Consider the following 26,741-nt stretch of genomic DNA (forward strand, 5'->3'; position numbering starts at 1 on the left):
GTTCAGCGCTTGTTGCGAACCGGGATAGGCATCTTGTCGGCCGGGATTGTGTCGACAAGGTCGAGCAGGTCGTTCGCATCCTTGCCGTTGGCCTTGACCTTGAAGTGGTACATGGCCTGCAGCGCCTGGTGATCTTCCTTGCGGAAGGTCATGGTGCCCTTGGGGGTTTCGAAGCTCATGCCTTCCATGGCGGTAATCAGCTTCTCAGTATCGGTTCCACCAGCCTTCTGGATGGCTGTGACGACAGCAGAGGCTGCGGCGAAGCCGCCTGCAGTGAAGAAGTCAGGCGGAGCGTTGAAGCGCTTCTGATGCTCGGCTACGAGCCAGTCGTTCATCTCGTTTTTGGGGAAGGCATAATAGTAATACACTGCGCCTTCCATGCCGGGGTAGTTCTTGTAAAGCTGCATGGCAGGTAGGATGTTGCCGCCAGGCGCGATCTCAATCCCGAAGCGTTCTGGCTTCAGGTCTGCGATCTTCGGCAGCGGATGCTGACCGGCCCAGATGATGTGGATGATCTTTTTGCCCGGCTTGTCCTTCAGCGCGTCGAAGATGCGCTGGGCGGAAGCGGTGAAGTCCGTGGCGTTCTGCGGAGCATATTCCTCGAAAACGACTTTCGCGTTCGGGCGGATTTCCGCTAGCGCGTTCTTGAGTGCGGCGACGCCGTCTTTGCCGAAGGCATAGTCCTGGGCGAGGGTCGCGATGGAAACGTCACCGCTCGCCGGAATGGCTGCGGCTGCGCCATAGGCGTCCTGTGTGGAGTTGCGTGCGGTGCGGAAGATGAACCGGTTCCATTTATCGCCAGTGATCGCATCGGCCACGGCGGGCTCGACGATCAGCACTTTGCCATTCTCCTCGGCTACAGGAAGCATGGCGAGGGCGGCTGCGGAGGAGGTAGTGCCAACGGCGATATCGACATTGTCGTCGTTATAGGCCTGTTCCAGCAGCGTCTTGGCGAGATCCGCCTTGAGCTGGTCGTCCTTCACGATCACGGAGATCTTGCGGCCGTTCAGCGCCATGCTGCCCTTGGTGAGGTACTCAAGGCCCATCATGAAGCCGGCTTCGGTCTGCTTGGCGTATGCCTCAAGCGGACCTGTCTTGCCGGCGATCAGAGCGATCTTGATGTCCTGTGCAAAGGCAGCAGACGCAAAGAGAATTCCTGCCGTAGCGGCAGCGATTTTAAGCTTGAGGCGCATCGGACTCCCCGTATGTTTTATTGCGTCATTGACGGTCGGCTAAGCTGACCTGTCAAGCGCGTTTGCCGGGCAGTCCATGGAGAGGACATTGGCCTTTCGGTTAAGCCTCCGGCAGGATGGGCTCCTCGATATCCTTGGCCTTACGCCCGCGCCGTGCCGCTTCGTGTTCGAGCAGCAGAAGCACCAGGCCTGCGGTGCAGATCACGGCCGCTCCGACGAGAGTCCAGAATTCGACGACGTCCCCGAAAGCCAGATAGCCCAGCACAATGGCCCAGATGATGAGCGTGTACTGGTAGGGCGCCACGACGGAAGCCGGAGCGATCTTGAGCGAGCGGTTGACGCAGGCATGAGCCGCCATCGATACGATGCCCAGAAGGAATAGGCCCGCAAGATCGAGCCATCCAGGGGTGACCCAAGCGAAGGGCGCAGCAGCGATGCCGAAAATGAGGCTGCCCAAGATCTGGCCCAGAACGAGCGTGCCATCATCGGTGTCACGCAGCTTGCGGGTCGTAATCATGAGAAGCGAGTAGAACAGGCTTCCGGCAATGGCGATGATGGCAGGCAGCGAGAGCGTCGCCGAAGAGGGTCTCAGCGCTATCAGCACGCCTACGAAGCCGACTGCGATCGCGATGATGCGCGGCATGTCGATCTTTTCGCCGAGCCAGAAGGCTGCGAAGGCTGCCACATAAATGGGGGCTGCGAGGTAATAGGTCATCACGTCCGCAAGAGGCAGGTATGTGACGGCCCAGTAGAAGCAGGCAACCTCCAGCGTCGAGAACACGATGCGGACCGCATGGAGCCCCGGTTGTGGCGGAATTCTCAGTGGCATCTTCTGCTGGCGCATGAGCGGCAGGAGGATCATCAGGGCCGCAATACTGCGCAAAAGCAGGACTTGGCCGACGGAGTAGGTGGCGACAAGCCATTTTCCCATCACGTCGTTTACGGAAAACATGAAGGTGCCGAGCAGCATCAGGCCGATGCCGACGAGGGCGCCCGAGCGCACCTTATTTACGGATGGGGAAGTAGGATGACTCATGATCGGCATTCATGATGGAAGCAGGAATAATTCACAAGAGGGCCGAAAGCTGCGTTAATAGGCCTGGGCATGGAGGGGAAACCATGAGTGAACTCACACCTAAAGACCCTGATTTCGAGACGCGGGTACGGGGGAGCTTCGCGAAGCAGGGGCTTATGGAAACCCTTGGCGCATCCATCGCCCGTGTATTGCCGGGGCAGGTCGATATCGTGCTGCCTCCATCACCCGCCGTGTCGCAGCAGCATGGCTTCGTCCACGCGGGAGCGGTTGCGAGCATTGCGGACTCGGCCGCCGGCTATGCAGCGCTCACCTTGATGCCGCCCGGAGCAGGGGTGCTGACGGCCGAATTCAAGATCAACCTCCTGGCGCCGGCCGTCGGGGACAGCATCGTTGCCCGCGGAAAGGTTATCAGGGCCGGACGCACGCTCACGCTGGCGCAAACCGATGTCTTTGCCGGGCGCGAAGGACAGGAAAAGCTCATTGCCATGTTGACGGCAACCCTCATGACGATCGAGGGGCGCGCCGGCGTGGGAGACTAGAACGTTTTCGCTCCGTTCACGGGCAGCATGATGGCATAGAGCGATGTCGTCGCGCAGATATAGAGGCGATTGCGCTTGATGCCCCCAAAAACCACATTGGCGACGACCTCCGGCACCAGGATCTTTCCGATGAGCGTACCGTCGCTCTCGTAGCAATGCACGCCATCGCCCGCGCTGGCCCAGATCCGTCCCGCGTCGTCCAGGCGGAAGCCGTCGAAAAGACCGCTCGTGCAGGTCGCGAATACGTTTCCACCCGTCAGGCGGCTGTTCTCGCCAACATCGAAGGCGCGGATATGGCGTGGGCCGTCAGCGACATGCGTAGCGCCCGTATCGGCGACGTAGAGACGCTTCTCGTCCGGAGAAAAGGCAAGGCCGTTCGGGCGCACGAAGTCGTCGGCGACGACGCTGACGGATCCGCTCTGCGGATCGACGCGATAGACATGACAGGAGCCGATTTCGCTCTCCGCCTTATGGCCTTCGTAATCGGAATCGATGCCATAGGCCGGGTCGGTGAACCAGATCGACCCATCGGACTTTACCACCACATCGTTTGGGCTGTTGATACGCTTTCCCTCGTAATGGCTCGCAATCACTGTGATGGAGCCGTCGTGTTCCGTGCGCGTGACGCGCCGATTGCCGTGCTCGCAGGTGATAAGACGACCCTGTCGATCCACCGTGTTGCCGTTGGAATATCCGGATGGATTGCGAAAGATGCTGACAGCGTTCGACGTTTCGTCGAAGCGCATCATGCGATCGTTGGGAACATCGCTCCACACAAGATAGCGTCCCGCCGGAAAATAGGCGGGGCCTTCCGCCCAGCGACATCCCTCTGTGAGCTTTTCCAGGCGGGCCGTAGGGATGACCAGACGACGGAAGCGATCATCCAAAATAACGGCGACGTCCCGAAACATGCCTGGCTCCACTGCCTCAATGGGCCATCAGAACGGGGATGGTCGTGCTGTTCAGGATATGGCTCGTCGCTCCGCCGAAGAACATCTGTCTCAGGCGGCTTTGGGTATAGGCACCTTTGATCAGAAGGTCGCAACCGAGGGCGGCAGCCTCTGTCAAGATCGTCTCGCCCGGCCTGTCCGAAGGGTCCGGAGCCGTCATGGCCTCTGCCGCGATGTCGTGCATGCGTAAGGAACGGGCGAGCTCGGACCCGGACGGACCTGGAACGCCCCAATCCTCCAGTTCGAGAACCACAACGCGACGGGCCTTCTTCAGCAGTGGCATGGCTCCCAGCACTGCGCGCGCCGTCTCGGTGCTGCGGTTCCAGGCAATTACCGCAACCTCCCCGAAGGTACGGGGCACGCTCGGCGGGGAGATCAGAACCGGATGTCCTGTTTCGAAGAGCGCGGCTTCGACGGTGGATAAGCGCGTCTGGCCGTCCGATCCGTCAGGTCTTCCGACCACGATGGCGTCGAAAACCCGGCCATAGGCACCTAAAAATGCATCCTCCATCAAGCCATCCTGCCGCCAGCCGAAGCTCAAGCCCGACAGGCCGCTGGAGGAGCGTGAAATCTGCTTGGTGCCCATGAAGCCTTCGAACCGTTCACGGCAGACACGGGCCATCTCGGTTCGGTTCTCGGGGGTGAGAGGCGAAGGGACACCGATGGCGATATCCACCGGCAGAACCACGGGATAGTCGGGGGTGATTGCTAGCCCCTCGATATAGCTGTCAAAGGTTCGGCCCAAGAGGAGCGCCACTTCGAGCTGGCTCTCGATCAGGCCATGGTCTTCGATCGGGACGAGAATGCTTTTCATAAGATTATTGTCGCGCGCCAAGCCCGCCTCGGCAAGGGCTTTCGACGAAGGTTGCATTCCAATCAGGGAATTGTGAAATCGCCCGGGTTCCAGGACACGTTCGGATATTGCGGGTTCATGTCTTCCAGCGTCGCCTTGACGATGGAAGCGATGGCTGCGTTGCGCACCCATTTCCGGTCGGCCGGAATGACATGCCAGGGGGCATGAGGTGTGGAGCAGCGCTGCAGCATGATCTCATAGGCTTCCTGATACTCGTCCCAGTGCTCCCTGTCCTCCAGGTCGCTGGGATTGAACTTCCAATGCTTCGCCGGGTCGTCGAGCCGGGCCTGAAGCCGCTCCTTCTGCTCGTCCTTCGAGATGTGCAGCATGAATTTCAGGATGGTCGTGCCGTTCTCGACGAGCATCTTTTCAAAAGCATTGATCTGCTCGTAGCGCTGTTCGACAGCCTCCTTTGACGCCAGGCCACGCACCTTTGCGATCAGCACATCCTCGTAATGCGAGCGGTTGAAGATGCCGATGGTTCCACGTCGGGGACAGGCGGCATGGACCCGCCAGAGGTAGTCGTGCTCCAGCTCCAGCCTCGAGGGCGGTCCGAACGCATGCACCGAGACTCCAAGCGGGCCGGTAGAGTTGAAGACGCTGCGGATCGTGCCATCCTTGCCCGAGGTGTCGGTGCCTTGCAGGATAATCAACAGGGCGCGCGAGCCTTCCGAATAGAGACGGTCCTGCAGCGCATCGATGCTCTTGGCGAGAGTAGCGGTGGCAGCCTTTGTTTCCTTCTCGTCTCCGAAAAGACTGGAGTCGCGCGGGTCACGGTCTTTCAGGCTGAAGCGCTCACCCGGCACAACCTGCAATTTTTCGATGATGCTGCGCTCCAGATCCGACATGCCGCCACTCCTGTGTCAGGCAAGACGATAGGGCGTTCAGCCATGAAAGGAAGGTCTGGATGGCGAGGGGCAGCCTTCTTTACGGACCGCAAACAGCCTTCTAGGAATGTATCAGACATGCTCACAAAAAGGCCCTTCGCTATGTTGGCTCTCTATTACTATCCGGGCAATGCCAGCCTTCTGCCGCATATGATGCTGCGGGAGATCAGGGTCCCGTTCGACATGCGTTTGGTTGACCGCGACCAGAACGCTCAGAAGAGTGACGAGTATCTTAAGCTCAATCCGAACGGTCGTATTCCCGTGCTTGTCGATGGAGACCTCGTGCTGTTCGAGACGAGCGCCATTGCCCTGCACCTCGTGGATAGGTTCCCGGAAGCAGGACTTGCGCCTTCCTTTGGCACGAAGGAGCGCGCCGAGTTCTACAAGTGGATGGTGCACCTCACCAACACGCCTCAGGCGGAGTATCGGGCGTGGTTTTATCCGCACGAGCATGTGAGCGATGAGGCTGCTATTCCTGCAGCCCAGAAGGCCGCCGAGCAGCGCCTCTACCGGATGTTCGATGTCATTTCCGAGCAGCTCGGTGACAAGACCTGGCTTCTCGGAGATCGCTTTTCCGCAGCGGACCTCTTCCTGTTCATGCTGATCCGTTGGGGCAGAGCGATGCCGCGTCCGCCGCGTACGCTTCCCAACTTGAATGCGCTGGCCGAACGTGTGCTTGCACGCCCTGCAGTTCAAGCGGCTCTAGAGGCGGAAGGTCTGAAGGCCCCGATCTTCTAACGGTTCATGCCTTTCGAGGTGTCCGCCTCGTGCGCTTTGCCTCAGGCAAGGCCTGATCGGTCTCCGCTATTTCTGACCATGGGTCCTGTTTCATAGAGGCAAGGCGCTTTGCCAAATTCTCGACCGTGAACCCATTGGGTTTGAGGTCGGAAGTCAATTCTTCCCAGGCAACCGGCGTCGCTACAGGCGCGCCGGGGCGAGAGCGGGTGGAGTAGGGGGCAACAGCGGAAGCCTCGCGGTTGTTGCGAAGATAGTCGATGAAGATCTTGCCCACGCGTTCGTTCTTGACGGAGGTGGTGGTATAGCGATCAGGCTCGTCCTTCGCCATCGCTTCCGCTAGGCTGCGCGTGAAGGCCAGCGCTTCCTTCCAGGAGGCTTTGGGCTTCAAGGGTACGACAATGTGCAGGCCCTTCCCGCCGGTCGTCTTGACGAAGCTTTCGAGGCCCTGCGCCTTCAGGCGTTCGCGAACGGCAAGCGCTCCTTCGATCACTTGGCTCCACTCCACGCCTTCGCCTGGATCGAGATCGAAAATCAGCCTGTCGGGTTTCTCCAGATCGGCCAGCGTAGCGCCCCATACATGCAGTTCGAGGACGCCCGACTGCACGAGAGCGACGACGCCCTGAATGTCGCTGACGGTCAGGACCTCCAGCTTGCCTGAGGTGTCAGGAACCATGGTGCGATGGATCGCATCGTTCATGCCCGCCCAGGAATGCCGCTGCACGAAACACTTCTTCTGCGCGCCCGAGGGACAGCGGATCAGGGTCAGGGGGCGGTTGACGAGATGCGGCAGGAGCCAATCCGCGATGCCAGCGTAGAACTCTGCCAGTTCCTGCTTGGTGAGCCCCTGATCCTCCCACAGCACCCGTTCTGGATGGGTGAGGCGAACGCCTTCGACTTCAACAGTATGTGCCTCTGCCTCTTTGGTGGTGCTTTTGGAACGGGATGCTGGTTTCTTAGCGGATGATGTCGCGGGCTTCTTCGCCACGGATTTCTTCTTCGCCGCGGATTTCATAGGTGCGATCTCTTCGATGGAGCGGCTCGACTTCACAGAAAGCGGCGCTTCTTCAAGAATGTCGGGATCGTCTTCGGTTCGGGCGTAAGCGTCCTCTGCCTTGATCAAAAGCCAGGACTCCTGTTTCTCACGCGAACGTTTAGCCATGCGGACCAGATGCCAAGTACCGTTGAGCTTTTCGCCATCGAGACGGAAGGTGAGGCGTCCTTTTTCGTAGCCCTCGTGAGGATCCCCCTCTGGCTTCCATGTGCCTCGGTCCCAGACCAATACCGTGCCGCCACCGTATTGCCCTTCAGGGATCGTGCCCTCGAAATCTGCATAGGCGAGGGGATGGTCCTCAACGTGGACCGCAAGGCGTTTCTCGCCTTTGACAAGGCTTGGCCCCTTTGCAACGGCCCAGCTTTTGAGCACACCGTCCATTTCGAGGCGGAAGTCGTAATGCAGGTGGGAAGCGTCGTGCTTCTGAACGACGAAAGATGAGCCTTTTCGCCGAGCGGTCTTGCCTGCCGGTTCCGAGGTCCGGGTGAAGTCGCGCTTGGCGCGGTAGGGTGCGAGCTTTGCCATGGCGCGGAGTCAATTCCGCGCCATGGATGCGGGTTCCCGGTCAGGAGGCCAGGGGCTGGCTCTTGGCCTCGGTCTTTTCGCGCTCGCTCAGGAACGCAGCTGCAATCAAGTCGCGGGTATAGGCCTCGCGGGGCCGCTCGAAGATTTCCTCCGCCGTTCCGCGCTCCACCACTTTCCCGGTCTTCATGACCATGATCTCGTCTGAGAGGGCGCGCACGACGGCCAAGTCGTGGCTGATGAACACATAGGCCAAGCCATGAGCCTTCTGCAGGCTGCGCAGCAATTCCACGATCTCTTTCTGCACGGAGCGGTCGAGGGCCGAGGTCGGCTCGTCGAGCACCACCAGCTTCGGATGCAGGATCATGGCGCGAGCAATGGCGATGCGCTGGCGTTGGCCACCGGAGAATTCGTGCGGAAAGCGGTTGCGCCAGCCTGCATCGAGCTGCACTTCCTCGAAGGCCTGAGCCGCGCGGCGGTCACGCTCCTTACGGGAGATGCTCGGCTCATGGACCAGCAGACCTTCGGTCACAATCTCGCCCGCCGTCATGCGCGGGGAGAGAGAGCCGAACGGATCCTGGAACACGAGCTGCAGATGACGGCGCAACGGGCGCATGCCCGAGCGGTCGAGCGGCATGAGGTTGCGGTCCTCGAAGCGGACAGTGCCAGAGGCGGGCTGCAGCTTGAGGATAGCGCGGCCAAGAGTGGATTTGCCGGAACCGGACTCACCCACGACGCCCACCGTTTCACCCGCGCGAACCGTGAGGCTTACGTCGTCGACAGCGCGCAGGACATGCGTGCTCTTGCCGAAGAAGTTCTTCTCGAGAGAGAAGGTCACATGGATGTTCTTGGCATCCAGAATGACAGGCGAGTTCGCAGGCGCGGGCTCCTTGCGGCCGCGCGGCTCCGCGTCGATCAGCATCTGGGTATAGGGGTGCTTGGGAGCGGCGAAAAGGTCCGTCGTGGGGCCACTTTCCACCACCTCGCCCCGCTTCATCACATAGGTGTGGTCCGCGAAACGGCGCACGATGCCGAGGTCGTGGGTGATGAACACGACGGACATGCCGAGGCGCTTCTGCAGGTCGCGCAGCAATTCGAGGATCTGCGCCTGCACCGTCACATCAAGAGCGGTGGTCGGCTCGTCAGCGATCAATACGTCCGGGTTGTTGGCGAGCGCCATGGCGATCATCACGCGCTGACGCTGACCGCCGGACATCTCATGCGGGTAGGCATCGATCCGGCGGGCCGGATCGGGAATACGCACCAGCTCCAGAAGTTCGATGGCGCGCTTGCGGGCGGCGGACTTGCTCAAACCCCCATGGGTCATCAGGGGAAGCGCGAGCTGGTCTCCGATCCGATAGAGCGGATCGAGCGAGGTCATCGGCTCCTGGAAGATCATGGTGAGCTTCGAGCCGCGATACGTATTGAGCTTTTCGGGAGAGAGGCCAATCAGCTCCTGCCCACGATACTTTACAGAGCCTTCGGCCCAGCCGTTCGAAGCGAGAAGGCCCATCACCGACATCATGGTCTGGCTCTTGCCGGAGCCGGATTCTCCGACGATGGCAACGGTCTCGCCGGGCGGGATGTCGAGGTCGATCCCCTTCACCGCATGGAGAATGCCGTCGCCCGTGCGAAAGCGGACCTGAAGGTTGCGGACGGAAAGAACAGGTTCTGTCATGTCAGCGATCCTTCGGGTCGAGAGCATCGCGCAGACCGTCGCCGATGAAGTTGAGGCAGAACAGGATCGCGACAAGCGTGATGGACGGATAGATGAGCATCCAGGTCGCGCCCTGGATGTTCTTGGCGCCCTCGGAAATGAGCACGCCGAGGCTGGTATTCGGCTCCTGAACGCCGAGGCCGAGGAATGAGAGGAAGCTCTCCAGCAGGATCACCTTCGGCACGAGCAGCGTCATGTAGACCACGACGGGCCCAAGGGTGTTCGGGATCACGTGGCGGCGGATGATGCCCTTGGTCTCGACGCCGAGGGCCTCGGCCGCCTGCACGTATTCCTGGCGCTTGATGGAGAGGGTCTGGCCACGCACGATTCGGGCCATGTCGAGCCATTCGACCGCGCCGACCGCGATGAACATCAGGATGAAGTTGCGGCCGAAGAACACCACCAGCATGATCACGAAGAAGATGAATGGCAGCGAATAGAGGATATCGACGATGCGCATCATCACAAGGTCGACACGCCCACCGAGATAGCCCGAAGTCGCGCCGTAGATCACGCCGATCACGATGGCCACGAAGGTGGCAAGCAAGCCGATAGCGAGCGAGATCTGGCCCGCCTTCATGGTGCGGGTAAGAAGGTCGCGCCCGTTCGTGTCGGTGCCGAATATGAAGTATTGCTGGCGAACCGGCACATCGACGACGAGCCTGCGGCCTTCATCCTGGCGCTCGATAACCTGTGCGGGTCCAAAGAGGTTGGAACGCTCGAAATAAGCGAGCAAACGCTCATCAATGGGGCGTGTGCTCGTGCTCACGAGGGTGAGGTGCACGACGCCATTGTCGAGAGAGATATTCTCAGCCTTGGCACGAACGCGCGAGCCGATGCGCTCGATGTTGGGCTCTATCTGATCGGCCTTCGGATAGGCTTCCAGGCTCGCGGGCACCTTCACGTAGTCCGGATAGACCCGGTCGAAGGGGTGGCCTGTAAAGAACGGTCCGAAGATGCAGGCGAGCGCAATCAGGCCCAGCACAATGATGCTGGTAAGAGCGGCCCTGTTGCGGACGAGGCGTCCGCGGGCTTCGGCCCAGAGGGAACGACCGGCAACAACGGGTCCGGTCATGGTTTCGACAGGAAGAACGGCGCCTTCAGCCATGATCCACCTCAATCGTAACGGATGCGCGGATCGATAAGCGCGTAGAGGATATCGACCACGAGGTTGAAGAGCAGGACGAAGATGGCCACCACGACGACTGTGCCCATGACGAGCGTATAGTCGCGGTTGAGTGCGCCTTCCACGAAGTAGCGTCCGATGCCGGGCAGGCCGAAAATCGTCTCGACGACGACCGAGCCGGTCAGCAGGGCCGCTGCCGCCGGACCGAGATACGACACCACCGGCAGCGCTGCGCCGCGCAGGGCATGGGTCACGATGGTGCTTGTCGGCAAGCCGAGGGAGCGCAGGGTGCGAATATGGTTCGAGCGCAAATTCTCGATCATCGCGGCACGGGTCATGCGTGCGACCACAGCGATCTGCGGCAGCGCCAGCACAATGACCGGCATGATGAGATTGCGCGGATTGCCATCGGCCCATCCACCGACCGGCAAGAGGGCCAATGCGAGGCCGAAGACGAGTTGGAGGATTGGAGCGACCACGAAGTTGGGAATGGTCAGGCCCAGTGCGCCCATGCCCGTAACGAGGTAGTCGATGGTGCTGTTCTGGCGAAGCGCGGCGATGGTGCCGAGCGTGCCTCCGACGAGAATGGCGAAGGAGAGGGCCAGTGCGCCGAGCGTCATGGAGACCGGCAGGCCACGGGCGAAAAGCTCCGCCACCGTGAAGTCCCGCAGGATGAAGGAGGGGCCGAAATCGCCGCGCAGGATCGCGCCGAGATAAAGCCAATACTGCTCGATGAGAGGCTTATCGAGCTGATAGATCTTGTTGAGGTTCTCCATCACCTTCGCTTCAAGCGGGCGCTCGAGATCGAACGGGCCGCCAGGGGCGAGACGGATCAGGAAGAACGAGATCGTGACGATGATGAACAGCGTCGGGATCGCCGAGAGAAAACGCCGTAGGATAAAGGAGAGCACAGCAGGCTCCTCCTGTTGAAACGCGATAACGGATAAAAGAATAGGGCGGCCTGAAGATCAGGCCGCCCTATTTGGGTCATTTATTTTATTGCGTCTTCGAGAGGAAGCGCGACGGATAGACGCCGCGGGTGTTCTGCACGAAGCCCTGGATCTTCGGCGAGATCAGGTTGCTCTTGCCGTAGTACATGATCGGAATCCAGGGCATGTCCTTCATGAGGATGGCCTCGGCCTGCTTCATGAGATCGGCACGCTTCGTCAGATCCAGCTCCTTGGCAGCGTCGTCCAGCAGCTTGTCGAACTGCGGGTCGTTGTACTTGCCGTAGTTGAAGCCCTTGTTGTCGCTCTTTACGAGGAACAGGAAGTTATTCGGATCCGAGTAATCCGCGATCCAGCCGTAGCGGGCGATGTCGAAGTCGCCGCCGTCACGCAGGTGCGCGAAGTGCGTCTTGCCGTCCGTGTTGATGAAGGACGTCTCGATGCCTGCCTGCTTCCACTGTTCGGCGATGGCGATCACCGAGTTACGGTTGTTGTCCGTCGTGTTGTAACGGATCTCGACCTTAAGCGGCTTGCCAGGGCCGAAGCCGGCTTCCGTGAGGAGCTTCTTGGCCGCGTCCTCGCGATCGATCGGAGACTGGTCCTTGTACGACATGTAGGCAGGCTGGCCGTAATTGCCGACGCCCGGGGGCATGAACGAGTAGCCCGGCTGCATGGTCTGGCCCCAGATCTGCTCGGCGATGAACTCGCGGTCGATCAGCATGGAAAGAGCCTGACGCACCTTCACATCGTTGAAGGGTGCCTTGGAGGAGTTCACGACAAGGTACCAGGTGCCAAGATACGGACCGAGCTTGACCTGATCCTTGAAGCGCTCCTTGAGCGACTTCATCTGGTCGGCCGGAAGCTCGTCCATGCTGTCGAGTTCGCCGGCCTCATAGCGGCGCACGGCGGCAGCAAGGTCGGGGTGGGGAATGAAGTTGACGGTGTCGATCTTGACGTTCTTGGCGTCCCAGTAATTCTCGTTCTTCACGAGCTTGATGTGCGAGTTCGGAGCGAACTCGGCGAGCTTGTAGGCGCCGTTCGACACCATGTTGCCCGGCTTCACGAAGTCCTTGCCGAACTTCTCGACAGAGCCCTTATGCACCGGCAGGCTGGTCTGGTGGGTGAGCAGCTCGATGAAGTAAGGGGTCGCAGCCTCGAGGCTGATTTCGACCGTCTTGGCATCGACCGCCTTCACGCCGAGCTCTTCAGGCTTGCCTTGGCCCTTGTTGATCTTCTCGGCATTCTTGATCGGGTACAGGATGTTCGCGTATTTCGCGCCCGTGGCCGGATCCATGATGCGGCGATAGGAATACACGAAATCCTCAGCCGTGATCGGATCGCCGTTCGACCACTTCAGGCCTTCGCGGAGCGTGAACCGGTAGGTTTTGCCGTCATCGGCGACTTCCCACTTCTCGGCTTGGCCAGGAATGGCTTCACCCTTAGCGCTGTAGGCGACGAGGCCCTCGAGAAGATCGCGCAGGATATGAGCTTCCTGCACGGTCGATGTCTTGTGGGTATCGAGGGTCTCAGGCTCGCCTGTGTTGCCGCGATTGTAGGTGACCTGCGCGGAGGCGGCACCCATGAGGGCTGCCGTAGCGACGGCGGCCAGCGCCGTGCGTTTGATCCATGATGACATCGGACGCGTTCCCTTTCTGATTTTATTAGGGTCTTTGAATGTCTCGGTCAGAGCCGATACGGCAGTAACCTTGTCCTATTTGTTGATCAATCAACTGTTCATGTCCAGTACCATCCGCTGGTTATTCTATAACGCATGGCTGGTAAGGCACTGGGGTGTGGAGAAAATCCTCAGGCGCCTGCGTCGAAAACAAGCCCGACCGCTTCGATTCCGCCTGCCGCGGCAATCTCGTCGTTATCGGACGTATCTCCCGACACGCCAACTGAACCCATGACATGCCCATGGGCATCCTTGATCAGCACGCCCCCCGGCACGGGGACCAACTGGCCGCCTACCGCATGGGTTGCCGCGGCGATGAAATAGGGACGGTCGGTCGCCATCTTATGCAGGGCCCGGGACCCGACGCCGAGGGCTAGCGCTCCATAGGCTTTGCCCATGGCGATCTCGGCACGCTTAAGGCTCGTGCCATCCTCGGAGAGGAGGGCTTTGAGAGCGCCACGAGCGTCATAGACGACGACCGCAAGAGGCTTGAACGACTTTTCCCGAGCCGTCTTCAGGGTTGCCTCTGCGATAGTCTGGGCAAGCGTCAGTGTGAGTTCGGACATAGGCTTCCTCCATAGAGTGATCGACGCAAGAAGGCGCGTTTTTAACGGGTGGTCGTTCCCCGGCTCGCCAACCAGGCTGCAACAGCCTTGCGCTCGTCCAAGGTCATCTCAGTGATGTTGTTCGGCGGCATAGCATGGGTCAGCACCGACTGAACCCGGATCAGCTCGGCATGGCGGGCGATCTCCTCCGGGGTATCGAGGCGTACGCCTTTAGGCGCGACCGGGATGCCCTCCCAGACAGGCTCTGCTGCATGGCACATGGAGCAGCGGGACTGAATGGTAAGGGTGGCTTCTTCGAAGGCCGCCGCAGGTTCCGGCGCTGCCGAGGCGTCCGCCAGATTGGCGGTTCCCGGTTTGCCGATGATCGAAAGCCAGATCGCAAGTGCGATGGCGAGGGCGGCCAACCCCCAGGTCCACCAGGGCGAGCCTTTGCCCGCATGCTGGGAGTTGAAGAAGTGCCGGATGACGGCGCCGGCGATGAGAATGCAGGCGATAATGCCCACGGCATAATGCGAGGACCACGCCAGCGGATAATGATTCGAGAGCATCAGGAAGATGACGGGTAGCGTCAGGTAGTTGTTGTGCGTCGAGCGCAGCTTCGCCTCTTTCCCGAGCTTCGGATCCGGCGAGCCGCCCGCGAGCAGGGTGGCCACTACCTTCTTCTGGTTCGGGATGATGATGAAAAAGACGCTCGCCGACATCCAGGTGGCGACCATCGCACCCGTATGCAGGAAGGCTGCTCGTCCATTGAACACCTGCGTGAACGCGAAGGCGGCCAGCAGGATATAGGCGAACAGCACGAGGCCAAGCACGAGCCCGTTCTTGCCAAGGGGTGAGCGGCAGAGACCCTCATAGACGAACCAGCTCACCACGATGCCACCGATGCCGATGAGTGCGGCCTGCCAGGGTGCGAGCGCCCGCACAGCGGGGTCGATAGTGTAGAGATCGGCTTGGAGATAATAGACCCAGACGATGAGGAAGAACCCGCTGATCCAGGTGGAATAGCTCTCCCATTTGAACCAGGTGAGCTCCTTTGGCATCTCAGGGGGCGCAACGAAGTATTTGCGCATGTTGTAGAACCCGCCGCCATGCACCTGCCAGGCCTCGCCGCCGACACCCTCGGGCAGGCCCTCCCGCTTCTTCAGGCTCAAATCCAGATGGATGAAATAGAAGGAGGAGCCGATCCAGGCGATTGCCGTGATCACATGGGTCCAGCGCAGGATCTGACTGATCCATTCGGAAATTTGCGGGTCGATCATGCAGTCCCTTGAACTATGAAGGAAGTCTAAGCCTAGGGCGGTGCCTTCGATTGCGGAAGGCCTCCTGAAGTCCTTTTTCAACAGGAACAGGGGGCTGCGAATCCTAGACTTTAAGATGACTTAAGCGTCGAATGCTTGACGCCGGGGCATTGGGCCCGAAAGATTCCCGTCTTCGTTTCAAGCGCGCGAGGTTCCATGGGCCGCCTGTCCACCCACGTTCTGGATAACGTCAACGGCAAGCCCGCCAAGGGCGTCGCCATCGAGCTTTTCGCCGTCGAAGGCGAGAACCGTCGTTCTGTTCTCCGCACCGTCACGAATGCGGATGGGCGCACCGACGCCCCTCTGATGATCGGCGATGCATTCCGCCCCGGAACTTACGAACTCGTGTTCGAGGCTGGCGCCTATTTCAGATCGCTCGGTACGCCGACGGCCGATCCGCCTTTTTTGGATAGCGTTCCGATCCGCTTCACCATCGCTGAGCCCGATGGTCATTACCACGTGCCGCTCCTCGTGACGCCCTGGAGCTATTCCACCTACCGAGGAAGCTGACCCCATGCCCGAGACTTCCTATCCCCGCGACCTTATCGGTTACGGACGCAATCCGCCGCATCCGCGCTGGCCGGACGATGCGCGAATCTGCGTGCAGTTCGTGATCAATTACGAGGAGGGCGGCGAGAACAACATTCTCCACGGGGACCGCGCGTCGGAGGCGTTCCTGTCCGAGATCGTAGGGGCCCAGGCGTGGCCCGGCCAGCGTCATATGAGCATGGAATCGATCTACGAATATGGCTCCCGCGCCGGCTTCTGGCGTCTGTGGCGCATGTTCACCGAGCGCAAGATGCCGGTCACCGTCTACGGTGTCGCGACGGCTCTCATGCGCAATCCGGAAGCGGTGGCGGCCATGAAGGAGGCCGATTGGGAAATCGCAAGCCATGGCCTGAAATGGATCGACTATCGCGACTTCTCCGCCGAGGAGGAGAGAGCGCATATGCGGGAGGCGATCCGCATCCATACCGAAGCAACGGGGGAGCGACCGCTAGGCTGGTACACGGGGCGCACCTCCGAGCACACCAACCGTCTCGTGGCGGAGGAGGGCGGCTTCCTCTACAGCGCGGATTCCTATGCCGACGAACTGCCTTACTGGGAGTCGCACGGTGACCACATGCAGCTCATCGTGCCGTACACGCTTGATGCCAACGACATGCGCTTTGCCACGCCGCAGGGCTTCAACTCCGGCGATCAGTTCTTCGCATATTTGAAGGACTCGTTCGATATGCTCTACGCGGAAGGCGAGACCGCGCCGAAAATGCTCTCGATCGGACTGCACTGCCGCCTCGTGGGCCGTCCCGGACGCGCGGCTGCGCTCGCACGCTTTCTCGATTATGTGGCCTCGTACGACGATGTTTGGATTGCGAAACGCATCGACATCGCGCGCCTCTGGATTCGCTATCATCGCCCGGCAGGCCTCAAGCCCAGCACGATGAGCAAGGCCGTCTTCGTCGAGCTCTTCGGCGATATCTTCGAGCATTCTCCGTGGATCGCGGAGCGCGCCTACGATGCTGGTTTCACGACGGCACAGGATACGGCGGAAGGTCTTCACGCCGCCATGGTGCACGTATTGTCCGAGGCGAAACGGGAGCAGAAGCTCGCACTCATCCGCGCGCATCCCGACCTCGCAGGACGCTTAAAGCTCGCCGATCTCACGTCCGACTCCCGCAACGAGCAATCCTCTGCCGGTCTCGACAGCCTCACGGAATCGGAGCGTGATCGTTTCATCGAGCTCAACGACGCCTACAAGCAGAAATTCGGTTTTCCTTTCATCCTGGCGGTCAAGGGCCGCAGCAAGGATGAGATCATGGCCTCCTTCGAGCAACGATTGGAGCATGATGCCGCTACAGAGTTCGATGCGGCGGTCGTTCAGATCGAACTGATCGCACTCCTGCGTCTCAAGGATCGTCTGCCATCGCTGGCGGATGTGTTTTCGAGCCTGGCCTAGAGAGGGGAACTCTTCGCCCCAATCGCGCGTCTTCGTCTCAGCTTGGCTGAAACACCAGCCATTCTGAGAGGAGGAAGGCATGGGTCTGTTCAAATTCATCAAAGAGGCTGGCGCCAAGATCTTTGGGGGCAGCGCCAATGCCGCGACGCCCGAGAAGTTGCAGCAGGAGGTTCAGGGTCACGGCTTCGACGCCAACAAGCTCGGAATCCAGGTCGAAGGGGACAAGGTAAAGCTCTCGGGTCAGGCGATGAGCCAGGAAGAGGCGGAGAAGATCATTCTCTCGCTCGGCAATACCTATGGCGTTGCCGAAGTGGATACGAGCGATCTTCAAATCCAGCAGCCCTCCGCCCCTGCAACCATGTATACGGTTCAAAAGGGCGATACGCTCTGGGAGATCGCCGAGAAGCATTACGGCAAGGGGAAGGGGGCCAAGTATACCGAGATCGTCAAGGCCAACTCTCCACCGGTCAAGGACCCCGACATGATCCAGCCCGGCTGGGTGCTGCGTATTCCGCCGCTCGCATAGATCGCGTCGTTGTCATGCTCCCTGCAAATTCGATATGAGTAGGGCTTTGCAGGGAGGATTGTTTTCATGAACGCATCTACGTCGACCGTCGTCGATCTCGACCGCGAGGACATCAAGCAGGGACTCCAGAACGGGACGATCCTTCTGGTCGACGTGCGCGAACCCCATGAGTTTGCGGCAGGCCACATACCGGGCGCGGTCCCCCACCCGCTCTCGACCTTCGATCCTTCGGTGCTGCCGGAAGGCAAGCGTATCGTGTTTTCTTGCCAGGCCGGTGTTCGCTCCGTCCGCGCTATCGAATTCGCTCAGGCCGCAGGCCTCAACATCAACGAGCATTACAAAGGCGGGTTCAAGGATTGGGCTCTGGCGGGCGAGGCAGTCGAGTAGAGGCCGCCCTCACGTAAATTTGTTCTAAAGTACAGTGCGCATTGTTCGGAGGATATGCCCTAATGCCAGCTTGGCGGGGACGGCGAGGGGATGAGTCGTTTGCCGCTGGATAAAACAGGGAAACCTCTATGAAGCGTACGATTGTCATCGCCAGCCTTCTGGCGCTGGGTGTTACTGCGGCCATCGCGCAGAGCGACGTGGTCGAGCAGCGTCAGGACCTCATGAAGCAGATGGGGGCCCAGACCCGGCCCATCGGCGGCATGCTCCGTGGACAGGAGCCATTCGACCTCGCCAAGGTGCAGGCTGGCCTCAAGGTCTTTGCCGATAATTCGGCGAAAGCAGCAGGGCTCTTCCCTGAGAGCTCCAAGGGCGTCGGCGACACGGAAGCGCTGCCGTCCATCTGGGAGAACAAGGCTAAGTTCGAAGGAATCATGACCAAGTTCAACCAGGACGCGAAGACTGCCATGGCGTCCATCAAGGACGAGGCAACTTTTAAGGCCGAGATGCCCAAGGTCATGCAGAATTGCGGCGCCTGCCACAATGACTTCCGTAAGAAGAGCTAAACGTTTTTGAGTCACCGAGCGGGCGGCTTCAAGGCCGCCTGACTCAGTTTGGAAAGATCGATGCGTAAAGCGGTTGTGAGCTTAGGTTTTCTGGTCGTGGTAGCCTTGGTGGGCTTCCTGGCGCTCACATCGCCTTCAGCCTATCGACTGCTCCGAAGCGATTCATCGATTGGCCTCTCGACACCTGCGGAGCCCAATCTCCCTCCCAACCCGGAAAACGGACGCGTGATGTTTTTCGCGGGAGGTTGCACCTCCTGCCACGCGACACCCAATCAGGACGACAAGCTGCGCCTTGGTGGAGGCTATGCCCTCAAGTCGCCCTTTGGCACATTTCATGTTCCCAATATCTCACCGCATCAGAGGGATGGCATCGGATCCTGGAGCACCAGCGATTTCATCCGCGCCATGCGGGAGGGCGTCTCACCGGACGGGCGGCATTATTATCCTTCATTCCCCTATGCCTCCTATCAGCGCATGAGCCGCGAGGATCTGGCCGATCTTTTCGCGTTCATGAAGACGCTACCAGCCGTCGAGGGGAAAGCGCCCGATCACGAACTGCCGTTCCCCTTCAACATCCGTCGCGGCGTGGGCTTGTGGAAGCTCGCTTTCCTTGACGGCCACAGCTTCACGCCCGATTCCTCGAAATCCGCAAGTTGGAACAGGGGAGCCTATCTCGTGAATGGGCCCGGCCATTGTGCCGAATGCCACAGCGAGCGCAATTTCGCGGGAGCCATCATCGAGGACCGCCGCTTCGCAGGCGGGCCCGACCCTGAAGGTCGGGGTGCGGTGCCGAACATTACGCCTCATCGCACCGGCATCGGCGGCTGGACTGAAGCCGATCTCGTAACTTTGCTTACGACAGGCGAAACGCCGAACTTCGACACGGTCGGCGGACCGATGGGCTCGGTCGTGCGCAACACGGCGCAATTGCCGGAGGCTGACCGGCAGGCGATGGCGGAATACCTGCTGTCCCTGCCGCAAAAGCAGGGCTACGTCGCGCCGAAACCTTGAAGGGGGATCGAGGCTGGAGGCCTCAATCCATCACGGCGGCCTTGAGGATGCAGACCATGGTAGCCCGGCCCGGGGTATTGCCGATGCAGCGCACGGAATGGGGGCGGTCGCACCGGTAGCGCAAGGACTCACCGGCCTTGGCCTGTTGGGTCACGCCGCCGACTTCCACCTCGAATTCGCCTTCGAGCACGGACAGGCACTCCACCGAGCCGCGCTGGTGGCTGTCGGAATCCAGCACACCACCGGGTTCCGACTGCACATCGTACCATTGCAGCCATTCGACGGTCTTGATCCAGCCGATGATGGCGAGGCGCATCTTGCCGTCGTCGGAGACGAGGATCGGCGTGTCCGCCTTGGACGATTTCTCGATGAACGGCTCCTCATCCGCCGAGGCCAATACCCCTTCGATGGAGACATCCAAGGCTTGGCTCAGGCGCCAGATGGTGGCCAGGGTCGGGTTGGTCTCGTTCCGCTCGATCTGGCTGATGATGGACTTGGCCACGCCCGATTGCTCGGCGAGTTCCGATAGAGACAGGTTATAGGCCTTGCGCAGACGCTGGATCGTCTTGCCCATGTTCCCGGACAAAACCTGCGCGCCTGATTCCAGGTCTCGCTGCCGCTCTTTGCCTTCGACGCCCATAAACATGCCTCTGTTCTGAAAAACCGAACATCCGTTCCTTTAAACGGTTGTGAGATAAGAGGCGAGGCGGGTCAAGGCCACAGACGCCGCATAGGAGATTTTCCCCTCAGGCGCCGGGCTTCTGAGGCGCGACCTTGAGCTCCTTGGCCCGCTCGATGCCTAATTGCCGCTCACGCCAGACGATGAAAAGGCCAGTCGCTGCTACGATGGTAGCCCCGGTCAGGATGGTCGGGGTTGGAAGATCGCCGAACATGAACCACCCGAGCAGAAGGGCCCAGATCATGGTCGTGTACTCAAATGGCGCGATCACAGAGGCGTCTGCGTAGCGGTAGCATTCAGTCATGAGGATTTGGCCGACCCCGCCCAGGATGCCGCCGAGAACGAAGAGGGCAAGATCCGTGGCATCGGGCATCTTCCATCCGAAGACTATGGTGCAGAATGAGAGCGCCGAGGCCAGAATAAAGAAATAGAAGACGATCGCCCCGGTCTTCTCGGTGCCGGTGAGACGCCGTACCTGGACCATGGCACCCGCGGAGCAGATTGCGCCCAGGAGGGCACAGGCCGCTCCAAGCGCCGGGCCCGCCATCATGCCGCCGGCAAAGGTCTTAGGGGAGAGATAGGGCGAGAGCATGATCAATACGCCGACGAAGCCCACGGCGACCGCAGTCCAGCGATAGGCGCGCACCGTTTCCTTCAGCAGAATAGCTGCCAGAACCACGAGGATCAGAGGCGAGGCGTAACCGATGGCGATCGCGTCGTGGAGCGGCAGGTAGGACAGGGCAGTAAATCCGAGGGCCATGCCGCCGGTGCCGAGAAACCCTCGCTTGAAGTGGCCGATTACATTCTTCGTCCTCAGGCCGTTGATCAGTTCCCCATTCCATCCGAGCCAAAGGCACAGAGGCAGAATGGCGAAGAACGACCGGAAGAACACCACCTCGCCAACTGGGTAGCGATCCATCAGTGTCTTGAGAACGGCCGACATCATCGTGAAGACGATGGCCGACAGGACTTTGAGGGAGATCCCCAGAACAGGATTCACGACAGCGAGTCACTCGAAACAAAGGATCTGCAGAAAAACACGGCAAGTCCCTCACGTGAAGCCTTTATCGGCTCGTTGCCCCTGCGTTCAGCGCATGGAGAACGTGTCAGGTGTCACAAATTCGCAAAGGACATGTCATGGGGACGAGATGCGAATCCTGTTTGGCTTGGTCTGGGGGCATTTCAAAAAGGAGGCGCGCATGTCGAGGGACCCGGAGACAATCCGTGTGCGCACGTTGTTCCTGTCGGACCTCCACCTGGGAACAAAAGGGTGTCAGGCGGAAGCGCTTCTTGAATTCCTCCGGTGCTACGACGCCGAGACGATCTATCTCGTCGGCGACATCGTCGATGGATGGCGCTTGAAGTCCGGCTGGTATTGGCCACAGAGCCATAACGATGTGGTGCAAAAGCTACTGCGGAAGGTCCGCAAGGGCACGTCGCTCATCTACGTGCCGGGCAATCATGACGAATTCCTGCGCGATTACATCGGCGTCAACTTAGGTGGCATCGAACTGGCCGAGCACGCGCTCCACGAGACGGCGGATGGAAAGCGCTATCTTGTCATTCATGGGGACCAGTTCGATCTGGTCGTTCGCCATGCCCGCTGGCTCGCGCTTCTCGGCGACGGAGCCTATACGGCAGCATTGTTCGTCAACACCTATCTCAACATCGTTCGTCGCAAGCTCGGTCTTACCTACTGGTCGCTCTCGGCCTGGGCAAAGCTGAGGGTGAAGAACGCGGTGAATTTCATCAGCAAGTTCGAGGAGCTCCTGGCAGCCGAGGCCCGGCGTCAGGAGGTAGACGGCGTGATTTGCGGTCATATCCATCACGCCGTCATGCATGAGCATTACGGCGTCTCGTATGTGAATACAGGCGATTGGGTGGAATCCTGTACAGTGGTTGTAGAGCACTGGGACGGCAAGCTCGAACTCCTTCGCTGGAATGAGGCGCTCAAACGGAGCCTGTCCAAACCCGAGACCACGGTGTCGCTCGAAAAGTCGGCTGCCTTTGATGGAAGGGCTGCCTGATGCGGGTCCTCGTCGTCACGGACGCCTGGCGGCCGCAGATCAATGGCGTCGTGCGCTCCCTTGAGCACATGGCTGATCAGGCGCCATCCTTCGGCGTGGAGATGACGTTCTTGACGCCGGAACGCTTTCGCTCCTTTCCGATGCCGACCTATCCGGAGATTCGGCTTTCACTGACGCGTCCTGACACCGTCGAGCGAATGATCGCGGAGGCGACCCCCGATCATGTCCACATTGCTACGGAAGGCCCTCTCGGCCTGACGGCCCGCTTGGCCTGCCGGCGGCAGGGGCGTGTTTTCACGACGAGCTACCACACGCGATTTCCGGAATATCTGTCTGCGCGCCTGCCTGTTCCGGAGGAGTGGTCCTACAGAGCTCTGCGTTGGTTCCATCGCGAGGCGAGGGTGATGATGGTCTCGACACCCTCGCTCGAACGAGAGTTGAGCGCGCGTGGATTTCGGAACATCGTGCGCTGGACACGTGGCGTCGACACCACACTGTTTCGTCCTCGGCATGAACGCGTTGTGGACTTTCCTGGGCCGATTTTTCTCTATGTAGGCCGGATCGCGGTAGAGAAGAACTTGGAGGCTTTCCTTTCCTTGGATCTTCCAGGCACCAAGGTGGTCGTCGGCGACGGGCCCGCGCGTCAGGAGCTCGAGCGACAACATGTTGGGGTCCGCTTCCTGGGATCTCTCGCAGGGGAGGATCTGGCGCGGGTCTATTCATCAGCGGATGTCTTCGTTTTCCCGAGCCTCACCGATACCTTCGGCATAGTTCTCCTCGAAGCGCTCGCTTCAGGGCTGCCCATCGCAGGATTCCCCGTTACGGGTCCGGTCGATGTAATCAACTCGTCGGGTTGCGGTGTCGTGGACGAAGATTTGCGAAAGGCGGCCTTGGCGGCCCTGGATGTACCGCGAGACCTCTGCAGAGCCTATGGCGAGACCTTTACCTGGCGCGAGAGCGCCCGGCAGTTCTTCTCGAACATCCAGGCTGCCCATACGGGCGCTTGAGGCGCATTCTCCCCACCGTGAACAAATCGGTGCAGGTGAGGCCTTGGCTCACAGGGCGTCATGTCTTTAATGGATGCCTTTGTCGCTCACGCTGATTCCCGAAAGCGCCATCCTTGATCTCTTCGACCAGAGCCCTCGAAATCCGGCTGGGCGCCCTGCAGGCGGCGAGTTTCGTGAGCCACGGCGTGTACCTGCCGTTCTTTCCGCTTTGGCTGCAAAGCAAAGCCCTTTCGCCCACCATCATCGGGTTTGTAGTTGCGATTCCCATTATCGTGCGCATCGTGGCTACGGCTCCGCTGCTCAGCCTCGCCGACCGCTCTTTCGGGGCGCGGCGGCTCCTGCTGGCGAGCCATGTCGGCCAGATGCTGGGCTTTCCCCTGCTTCTTTTGACCGACAGCAGCGCCGTCATCATTGCTCTTGTGGCCCTCGTCGCCTTCGCTCAAGCGGCCGTCATTCCGGGAAACGATCTCGTCTCCACGAATGCGGTGCAGCGCCATCCGGGGCTCAACTACGGACGCATCCGGGGCAGCGGCTCGGTGGCGTTCTTCATCACCAATATCCTCGCCGGGTATCTTGTCGGGGCGTTCGGGCCGACTGTCGTGATCCTGGCGCTCACGCTCATTCCCGTTTTCGGAATCACGGCAACGCTTACCGTCGTTCCGAACGAGGTCCCAGATCATTCGCCCAAGCCGGAGGACAAGGAGCAGAAGGCTTCTCCTGCCTTGCCGAAGGTGCTGTGGCTGCTGCTGATCGCAGGGGCCATTACCCAAGGAACGCACGGTGCACTCAATGCCTTCGGCAGCATCCATTGGCGCTCCCTCGGCTTCTCGGATTCGGCGATTGGTTATTTCTGGGCGGCAGGCGTGATCGCCGAGATCATTGTGTTCATCTTTCTCGGACGCGCCGTCGGGCGAGGTTCCGGCGTCGGGCTGATCCTCCTCGGATCGGCGGCTGCCGTCATTCGCTTCACGGTCATGTCGCTCCAGCCCGGGCTTGGCGTGACCCTCGTCCTGCAGACCATGCACAGCCTGTCGTTCGCCGCCACCCATATCGGAACCATGGCCGCACTTACCGCGCTGGCGCCGATGCAGGCACGGGGACGGGCTCAGGGCATCTATGGCTCCCTCGCCGCCCTCACGACAGCGGTCTCCACCATTGGCAGCGGGATGATCTATGAAAAGGCTGGGCCGCTGGTCTTTGCCGCGATGGCTCCCTTGGGAGCCATCGGTTTCGTGCTCATGCTGATTGTGATCGGAAAGCTGAAGTCTCAGCCCCAGAGCGCAGGTTCTGGCGGGTAGACGAGGCTTCCCTCATATCTCAGGCCGGGCTCCCGGTCTTTCGCCAGCAGCAGCGGGCCGTCGAGGTCGACGAAGCGGCAGCGGGGCGCGATCACCATGGCAGGCGCCATGGCCAGGGATGTGCCGACCATGCAGCCGATCATGAGGGAGAATCCGAGAGCCTCGGCAGCTTCGGCAAGCTCCAGCGCTTCCGTCAGGCCCCCCGTTTTGTCGAGCTTGATGTTCACTACGTCGTAGAGGCCCACCAACCGTTGCAGGCTCGGACGATCATGGACGCTTTCATCCGCCATGATGGGAACGAGCCGCGCGATTTTGGACAGATACCCATCGGCTTTGGCGGGGAGGGGCTGCTCCACCAGGGCATAACCCTCCTCGGCGCAAGCTGCGAGATGAGCCTCCAAGTTCTCCTCGGTCCAGCCTTCATTGGCATCTGCGATGAGCGTGGCGTCCGGAGCAGCCCGGCGCACGGCTCGGATGCGCTTGATATCGCCTCCTGGTCCGCCGAACTTGACCTTCAGGATCGGACGCCCAGCAGCCTTCGCTGCGGCCTCGGCCATCGCCGCGGGTGTATCGAGGCTGATCGTGTAGGCGGTCGTCACCGGTTGCCAGCGGGTCAGCCCCGCCGTGACATGAGCGCGGATGCCGGAACGCTTCGCATCCAGGTCCCAGAGTGCGCAATCTACTGCGTTGCGGGCTGCACCCGCCGGCATAAAGGATTGAAGCGCCTCCCGGGTCAGCCCGGCCTCGATCTGCGGTCGCATGGCCTCGATGGCTGCCGCCACACCCTCGACGGTCTCGCCGTAACGCGGGTAGGGCACGCACTCCCCATGGCCTATGGCGCCATTCTCGGTAATCGTGGCCGTTACCACCACGGCCTCTGTGCGGGAGCCGCGGGAGATGGTGAACTTGCCCGCGATGGGGAAGCGGTCGATGGAAACGGTGAGCTGACGCATTCTCTTGGCTTCTAGTTAGAACTTCATCTCGACTTGTGACGCAGCTACACGCTATCACCACAAGGAATCAATGCCGGAAGGATCGTCGTGGCCCAGAGCATCCTGGCTCAAGAGCCGGAAGTGAGAATCGAGCGTGCCGGAAACAAGGTCACGGCGGCGCTGGTCGGCGCATGGACTGCCGAGCATGCGCGGAGGGTCGAAACTCTTGTCGGCGAGATTTCGGCCGAGGCCGACCGGCACCACCTCATCCTCGATCTCAAGGGTGTTCACCGGCTCGATACTTTGGGCGCTTGGGTCCTTGATCGCACGCGCCACGAATTAGGCGAAAAGGGCCTGGCTTCGGACTTCGTCAATGCCAGCCCGGAACAACACATCCTCCTAAACGAGGTTGCCTATCGTGGTTTTCAGGAAGGACTGAAGCCGAAGCGCTCCCGGTTCGTCGATTTCCTGGTCGACGTGGGGCAGACCGTTGCCGGGGCTGGCAACGATCTCGTGCGCGGCGTCGCGTTCCTGGGGGAGCTGGTATCGGCCTTCATTCGCGTGATTGTCCATCCCCGGCGCTTCCGCGGCACGGCGGTGATCAACCAGCTTGAGCAGATCGCTTATCGCGGCGTGCCGATCATCGTCCTCATCTCGTTCCTCGTGGGCGCAATCGTAGCCCAGCAGGGCATCTTCCAGCTGGTCCGGTTCGGCGCGACACCCTTCGTCGTGGACCTCATCGGCATCCTGGTCATGCGCGAGCTGGGCGTGCTCCTGACATCGATCATGGTGGCGGGCCGCTCCGGCTCGGCCTTCACCGCCGAGATCGGCTCCATGAAGATGCGCGAGGAGATCGATGCCCTGCGGGTGATGGGGCTCGACCCCATCGAGGTGCTGATCCTGCCCCGCATCCTCGCCCTGATCATCGGCCTTCCGCTCCTGACCTTCATTGCGAGCATCGCGGCCCTGCTCGGCGGTGGCGTCACAGCCTGGGTGTATGGCGACATCAGCCCCGACGTGTTCCTTACGCGTCTGAAGGCGTCGATCGCCTTCAACACCTTCATGGTCGGCATCATCAAGGCCCCGTTCATGGCCATGGTCATCGGCATCATCGCCACCCTGGAAGGTCTGGCGGTGCAGGGCTCGGCCGAATCCCTTGGCCGTCACGTGACCTCATCGGTGGTGAAGGCCATCTTCATGGTGATCGTCCTCGACGGCCTCTTCGCCATGTTCTTTGCGGCCATCAGGTACTGAAC

General features: G+C 60.6%; 27 protein-coding genes and 1 pseudogene. 12 read left to right on the forward strand and 16 right to left on the reverse strand.

Annotated elements, in window-relative coordinates; genetic code table 11:
- Positions 1–2: 2 nt before the first annotated feature.
- Together BLP10_RS10805 and BLP10_RS10810 are read right to left on the reverse strand one after the other, a co-directional pair.
- Entirely contained in the window at positions 3–1,193 is a 1,191-nt protein-coding gene (locus BLP10_RS10805; protein WP_091134185.1) for a substrate-binding domain-containing protein, read from the reverse strand.
- Positions 1,194–1,293: 100 nt separating this feature from the next.
- Positions 1,294–2,229: a DMT family transporter gene (locus tag BLP10_RS10810; protein ID WP_342026090.1), complete on the reverse strand. Its 936-nt coding sequence runs from the start codon at positions 2,227–2,229 to the stop codon at positions 1,294–1,296.
- Positions 2,230–2,312: 83 nt separating this feature from the next.
- Between BLP10_RS10810 and BLP10_RS10815 the strand changes: the two genes are divergently transcribed.
- Positions 2,313–2,768, forward strand: a complete 456-nt coding sequence (locus BLP10_RS10815) for a PaaI family thioesterase (RefSeq protein WP_091134188.1) — start codon at positions 2,313–2,315, stop codon at positions 2,766–2,768.
- On the opposite strand, the gene BLP10_RS10820 is transcribed toward BLP10_RS10815, so the two are convergent.
- From BLP10_RS10820 to BLP10_RS10830, 3 genes are all read right to left on the reverse strand, one after another.
- Positions 2,765–3,679, reverse strand: a complete 915-nt coding sequence (locus BLP10_RS10820) for an SMP-30/gluconolactonase/LRE family protein (protein ID WP_091134190.1) — start codon at positions 3,677–3,679, stop codon at positions 2,765–2,767. The genes BLP10_RS10815 and BLP10_RS10820 overlap by 4 nt on opposite strands.
- A 16-nt stretch (positions 3,680–3,695) precedes the next feature.
- Entirely contained in the window at positions 3,696–4,532 is an 837-nt protein-coding gene (locus BLP10_RS10825) for a universal stress protein (RefSeq protein WP_175493876.1), read from the reverse strand.
- Positions 4,533–4,594: 62 nt separating this feature from the next.
- A complete protein-coding gene (locus tag BLP10_RS10830) occupies positions 4,595–5,419 on the reverse strand; it encodes a polyphosphate kinase 2 family protein (protein WP_091134194.1) in 825 nt (274 codons plus the stop codon).
- 117 nt (positions 5,420–5,536) lie between these two features.
- On the opposite strand from BLP10_RS10830, the gene BLP10_RS10835 reads away from it, so the two are divergent.
- The gene (locus BLP10_RS10835) at positions 5,537–6,196 is read left to right on the forward strand and encodes a glutathione S-transferase family protein (RefSeq protein ID WP_244510477.1); all 660 of its coding nucleotides are present in this window, start codon (positions 5,537–5,539) and stop codon (positions 6,194–6,196) included.
- A 4-nt stretch (positions 6,197–6,200) separates the two neighbouring features.
- Here BLP10_RS10835 and ligD read toward each other — a convergent pair whose 3' ends face one another.
- The 8 genes and pseudogenes from ligD to BLP10_RS10870 all read right to left on the reverse strand — a co-directional run bounded on the left by ligD (position 6,201) and on the right by BLP10_RS10870 (position 15,059).
- Positions 6,201–7,208, reverse strand: a complete 1,008-nt coding sequence (gene ligD, locus BLP10_RS24015; RefSeq protein WP_425286948.1) for a non-homologous end-joining DNA ligase — start codon at positions 7,206–7,208, stop codon at positions 6,201–6,203.
- A gap of 20 nt (positions 7,209–7,228) precedes the next feature.
- Positions 7,229–7,772: pseudogene (locus BLP10_RS24020) on the reverse strand (DNA polymerase ligase N-terminal domain-containing protein); the annotation flags it as partial.
- Between the two features lie 40 nt (positions 7,773–7,812).
- A complete protein-coding gene (locus tag BLP10_RS10845) occupies positions 7,813–9,447 on the reverse strand; it encodes an ABC transporter ATP-binding protein (RefSeq protein ID WP_091134199.1) in 1,635 nt (544 codons plus the stop codon).
- A 1-nt stretch (position 9,448) separates the two neighbouring features.
- On the reverse strand, positions 9,449–10,594 hold the full coding sequence (locus BLP10_RS10850; protein ID WP_091134201.1) for an ABC transporter permease subunit: 1,146 nt from the start codon (positions 10,592–10,594) through the stop codon (positions 9,449–9,451).
- A gap of 8 nt (positions 10,595–10,602) precedes the next feature.
- Positions 10,603–11,523, reverse strand: coding sequence for an oligopeptide ABC transporter permease OppB (oppB, locus tag BLP10_RS10855; protein ID WP_091134203.1), 921 nt, complete (start codon positions 11,521–11,523; stop codon positions 10,603–10,605).
- A gap of 85 nt (positions 11,524–11,608) precedes the next feature.
- A complete protein-coding gene (locus BLP10_RS10860) occupies positions 11,609–13,195 on the reverse strand; it encodes a peptide ABC transporter substrate-binding protein (protein WP_091134205.1) in 1,587 nt (528 codons plus the stop codon).
- A gap of 170 nt (positions 13,196–13,365) precedes the next feature.
- The gene (locus BLP10_RS10865) at positions 13,366–13,800 is read right to left on the reverse strand and encodes a GlcG/HbpS family heme-binding protein (protein ID WP_091134207.1); all 435 of its coding nucleotides are present in this window, start codon (positions 13,798–13,800) and stop codon (positions 13,366–13,368) included.
- Between the two features lie 41 nt (positions 13,801–13,841).
- Complete coding sequence (locus BLP10_RS10870) at positions 13,842–15,059, reverse strand: urate hydroxylase PuuD (protein WP_091134208.1); 1,218 nt, start codon at positions 15,057–15,059, stop codon at positions 13,842–13,844.
- A 195-nt stretch (positions 15,060–15,254) separates the two neighbouring features.
- On the opposite strand from BLP10_RS10870, the gene uraH reads away from it, so the two are divergent.
- The 6 genes from uraH (at position 15,255) to BLP10_RS10900 (ending at position 19,542) form a co-directional block, all read left to right on the forward strand.
- The gene (gene uraH, locus BLP10_RS10875) at positions 15,255–15,608 is read left to right on the forward strand and encodes a hydroxyisourate hydrolase (RefSeq protein WP_091134211.1); all 354 of its coding nucleotides are present in this window, start codon (positions 15,255–15,257) and stop codon (positions 15,606–15,608) included.
- A 4-nt stretch (positions 15,609–15,612) separates the two neighbouring features.
- The gene (gene puuE, locus BLP10_RS10880) at positions 15,613–17,055 is read left to right on the forward strand and encodes an allantoinase PuuE (protein WP_091134213.1); all 1,443 of its coding nucleotides are present in this window, start codon (positions 15,613–15,615) and stop codon (positions 17,053–17,055) included.
- 79 nt (positions 17,056–17,134) lie between these two features.
- Positions 17,135–17,581: a peptidoglycan-binding protein LysM gene (gene lysM / locus BLP10_RS10885; RefSeq protein ID WP_091134215.1), complete on the forward strand. Its 447-nt coding sequence runs from the start codon at positions 17,135–17,137 to the stop codon at positions 17,579–17,581.
- Between the two features lie 66 nt (positions 17,582–17,647).
- Positions 17,648–17,968 carry a rhodanese-like domain-containing protein gene (locus tag BLP10_RS10890; RefSeq protein ID WP_091134218.1) on the forward strand — a complete coding sequence of 107 codons (321 nt, stop codon included), beginning with the start codon at positions 17,648–17,650 and terminating at the stop codon, positions 17,966–17,968.
- 128 nt (positions 17,969–18,096) lie between these two features.
- Complete coding sequence (locus BLP10_RS10895; RefSeq protein ID WP_091134220.1) at positions 18,097–18,531, forward strand: c-type cytochrome; 435 nt, start codon at positions 18,097–18,099, stop codon at positions 18,529–18,531.
- 60 nt (positions 18,532–18,591) lie between these two features.
- Positions 18,592–19,542, forward strand: a complete 951-nt coding sequence (locus BLP10_RS10900) for a c-type cytochrome (protein WP_091134221.1) — start codon at positions 18,592–18,594, stop codon at positions 19,540–19,542.
- A gap of 22 nt (positions 19,543–19,564) precedes the next feature.
- Here the strand turns inward: BLP10_RS10900 and BLP10_RS10905 are convergent, their stop codons facing one another.
- Both BLP10_RS10905 and BLP10_RS10910 read right to left on the reverse strand, forming a co-directional pair.
- On the reverse strand, positions 19,565–20,182 hold the full coding sequence (locus BLP10_RS10905; RefSeq protein ID WP_091134223.1) for a helix-turn-helix domain-containing protein: 618 nt from the start codon (positions 20,180–20,182) through the stop codon (positions 19,565–19,567).
- Positions 20,183–20,288: 106 nt separating this feature from the next.
- Positions 20,289–21,221, reverse strand: coding sequence for a DMT family transporter (locus tag BLP10_RS10910; protein ID WP_091134225.1), 933 nt, complete (start codon positions 21,219–21,221; stop codon positions 20,289–20,291).
- A gap of 199 nt (positions 21,222–21,420) precedes the next feature.
- On the opposite strand from BLP10_RS10910, the gene BLP10_RS10915 reads away from it, so the two are divergent.
- The 3 genes from BLP10_RS10915 to BLP10_RS10925 all read left to right on the forward strand — a co-directional run bounded on the left by BLP10_RS10915 (position 21,421) and on the right by BLP10_RS10925 (position 24,553).
- Positions 21,421–22,248: a UDP-2,3-diacylglucosamine diphosphatase gene (locus tag BLP10_RS10915; protein WP_091134342.1), complete on the forward strand. Its 828-nt coding sequence runs from the start codon at positions 21,421–21,423 to the stop codon at positions 22,246–22,248.
- A complete protein-coding gene (locus BLP10_RS10920) occupies positions 22,248–23,255 on the forward strand; it encodes a glycosyltransferase family 4 protein (protein WP_091134226.1) in 1,008 nt (335 codons plus the stop codon). Before BLP10_RS10915 ends, BLP10_RS10920 begins: the two co-directional genes overlap by 1 nt.
- A 113-nt stretch (positions 23,256–23,368) precedes the next feature.
- Positions 23,369–24,553, forward strand: a complete 1,185-nt coding sequence (locus tag BLP10_RS10925; protein WP_091134228.1) for an MFS transporter — start codon at positions 23,369–23,371, stop codon at positions 24,551–24,553.
- Here BLP10_RS10925 and dgcA read toward each other — a convergent pair.
- Positions 24,523–25,506, reverse strand: a complete 984-nt coding sequence (dgcA, locus tag BLP10_RS10930) for an N-acetyl-D-Glu racemase DgcA (RefSeq protein ID WP_091134230.1) — start codon at positions 25,504–25,506, stop codon at positions 24,523–24,525. The genes BLP10_RS10925 and dgcA overlap by 31 nt on opposite strands.
- An 87-nt stretch (positions 25,507–25,593) precedes the next feature.
- On the opposite strand from dgcA, the gene BLP10_RS10935 reads away from it, so the two are divergent.
- On the forward strand, positions 25,594–26,739 hold the full coding sequence (locus BLP10_RS10935) for an ABC transporter permease (protein ID WP_244510478.1): 1,146 nt from the start codon (positions 25,594–25,596) through the stop codon (positions 26,737–26,739).
- Positions 26,740–26,741: the final 2 nt, after the last annotated feature.

Source organism: Microvirga guangxiensis, assembly GCF_900102135.1.
GTDB lineage: Bacteria > Pseudomonadota > Alphaproteobacteria > Rhizobiales > Beijerinckiaceae > Microvirga > Microvirga guangxiensis.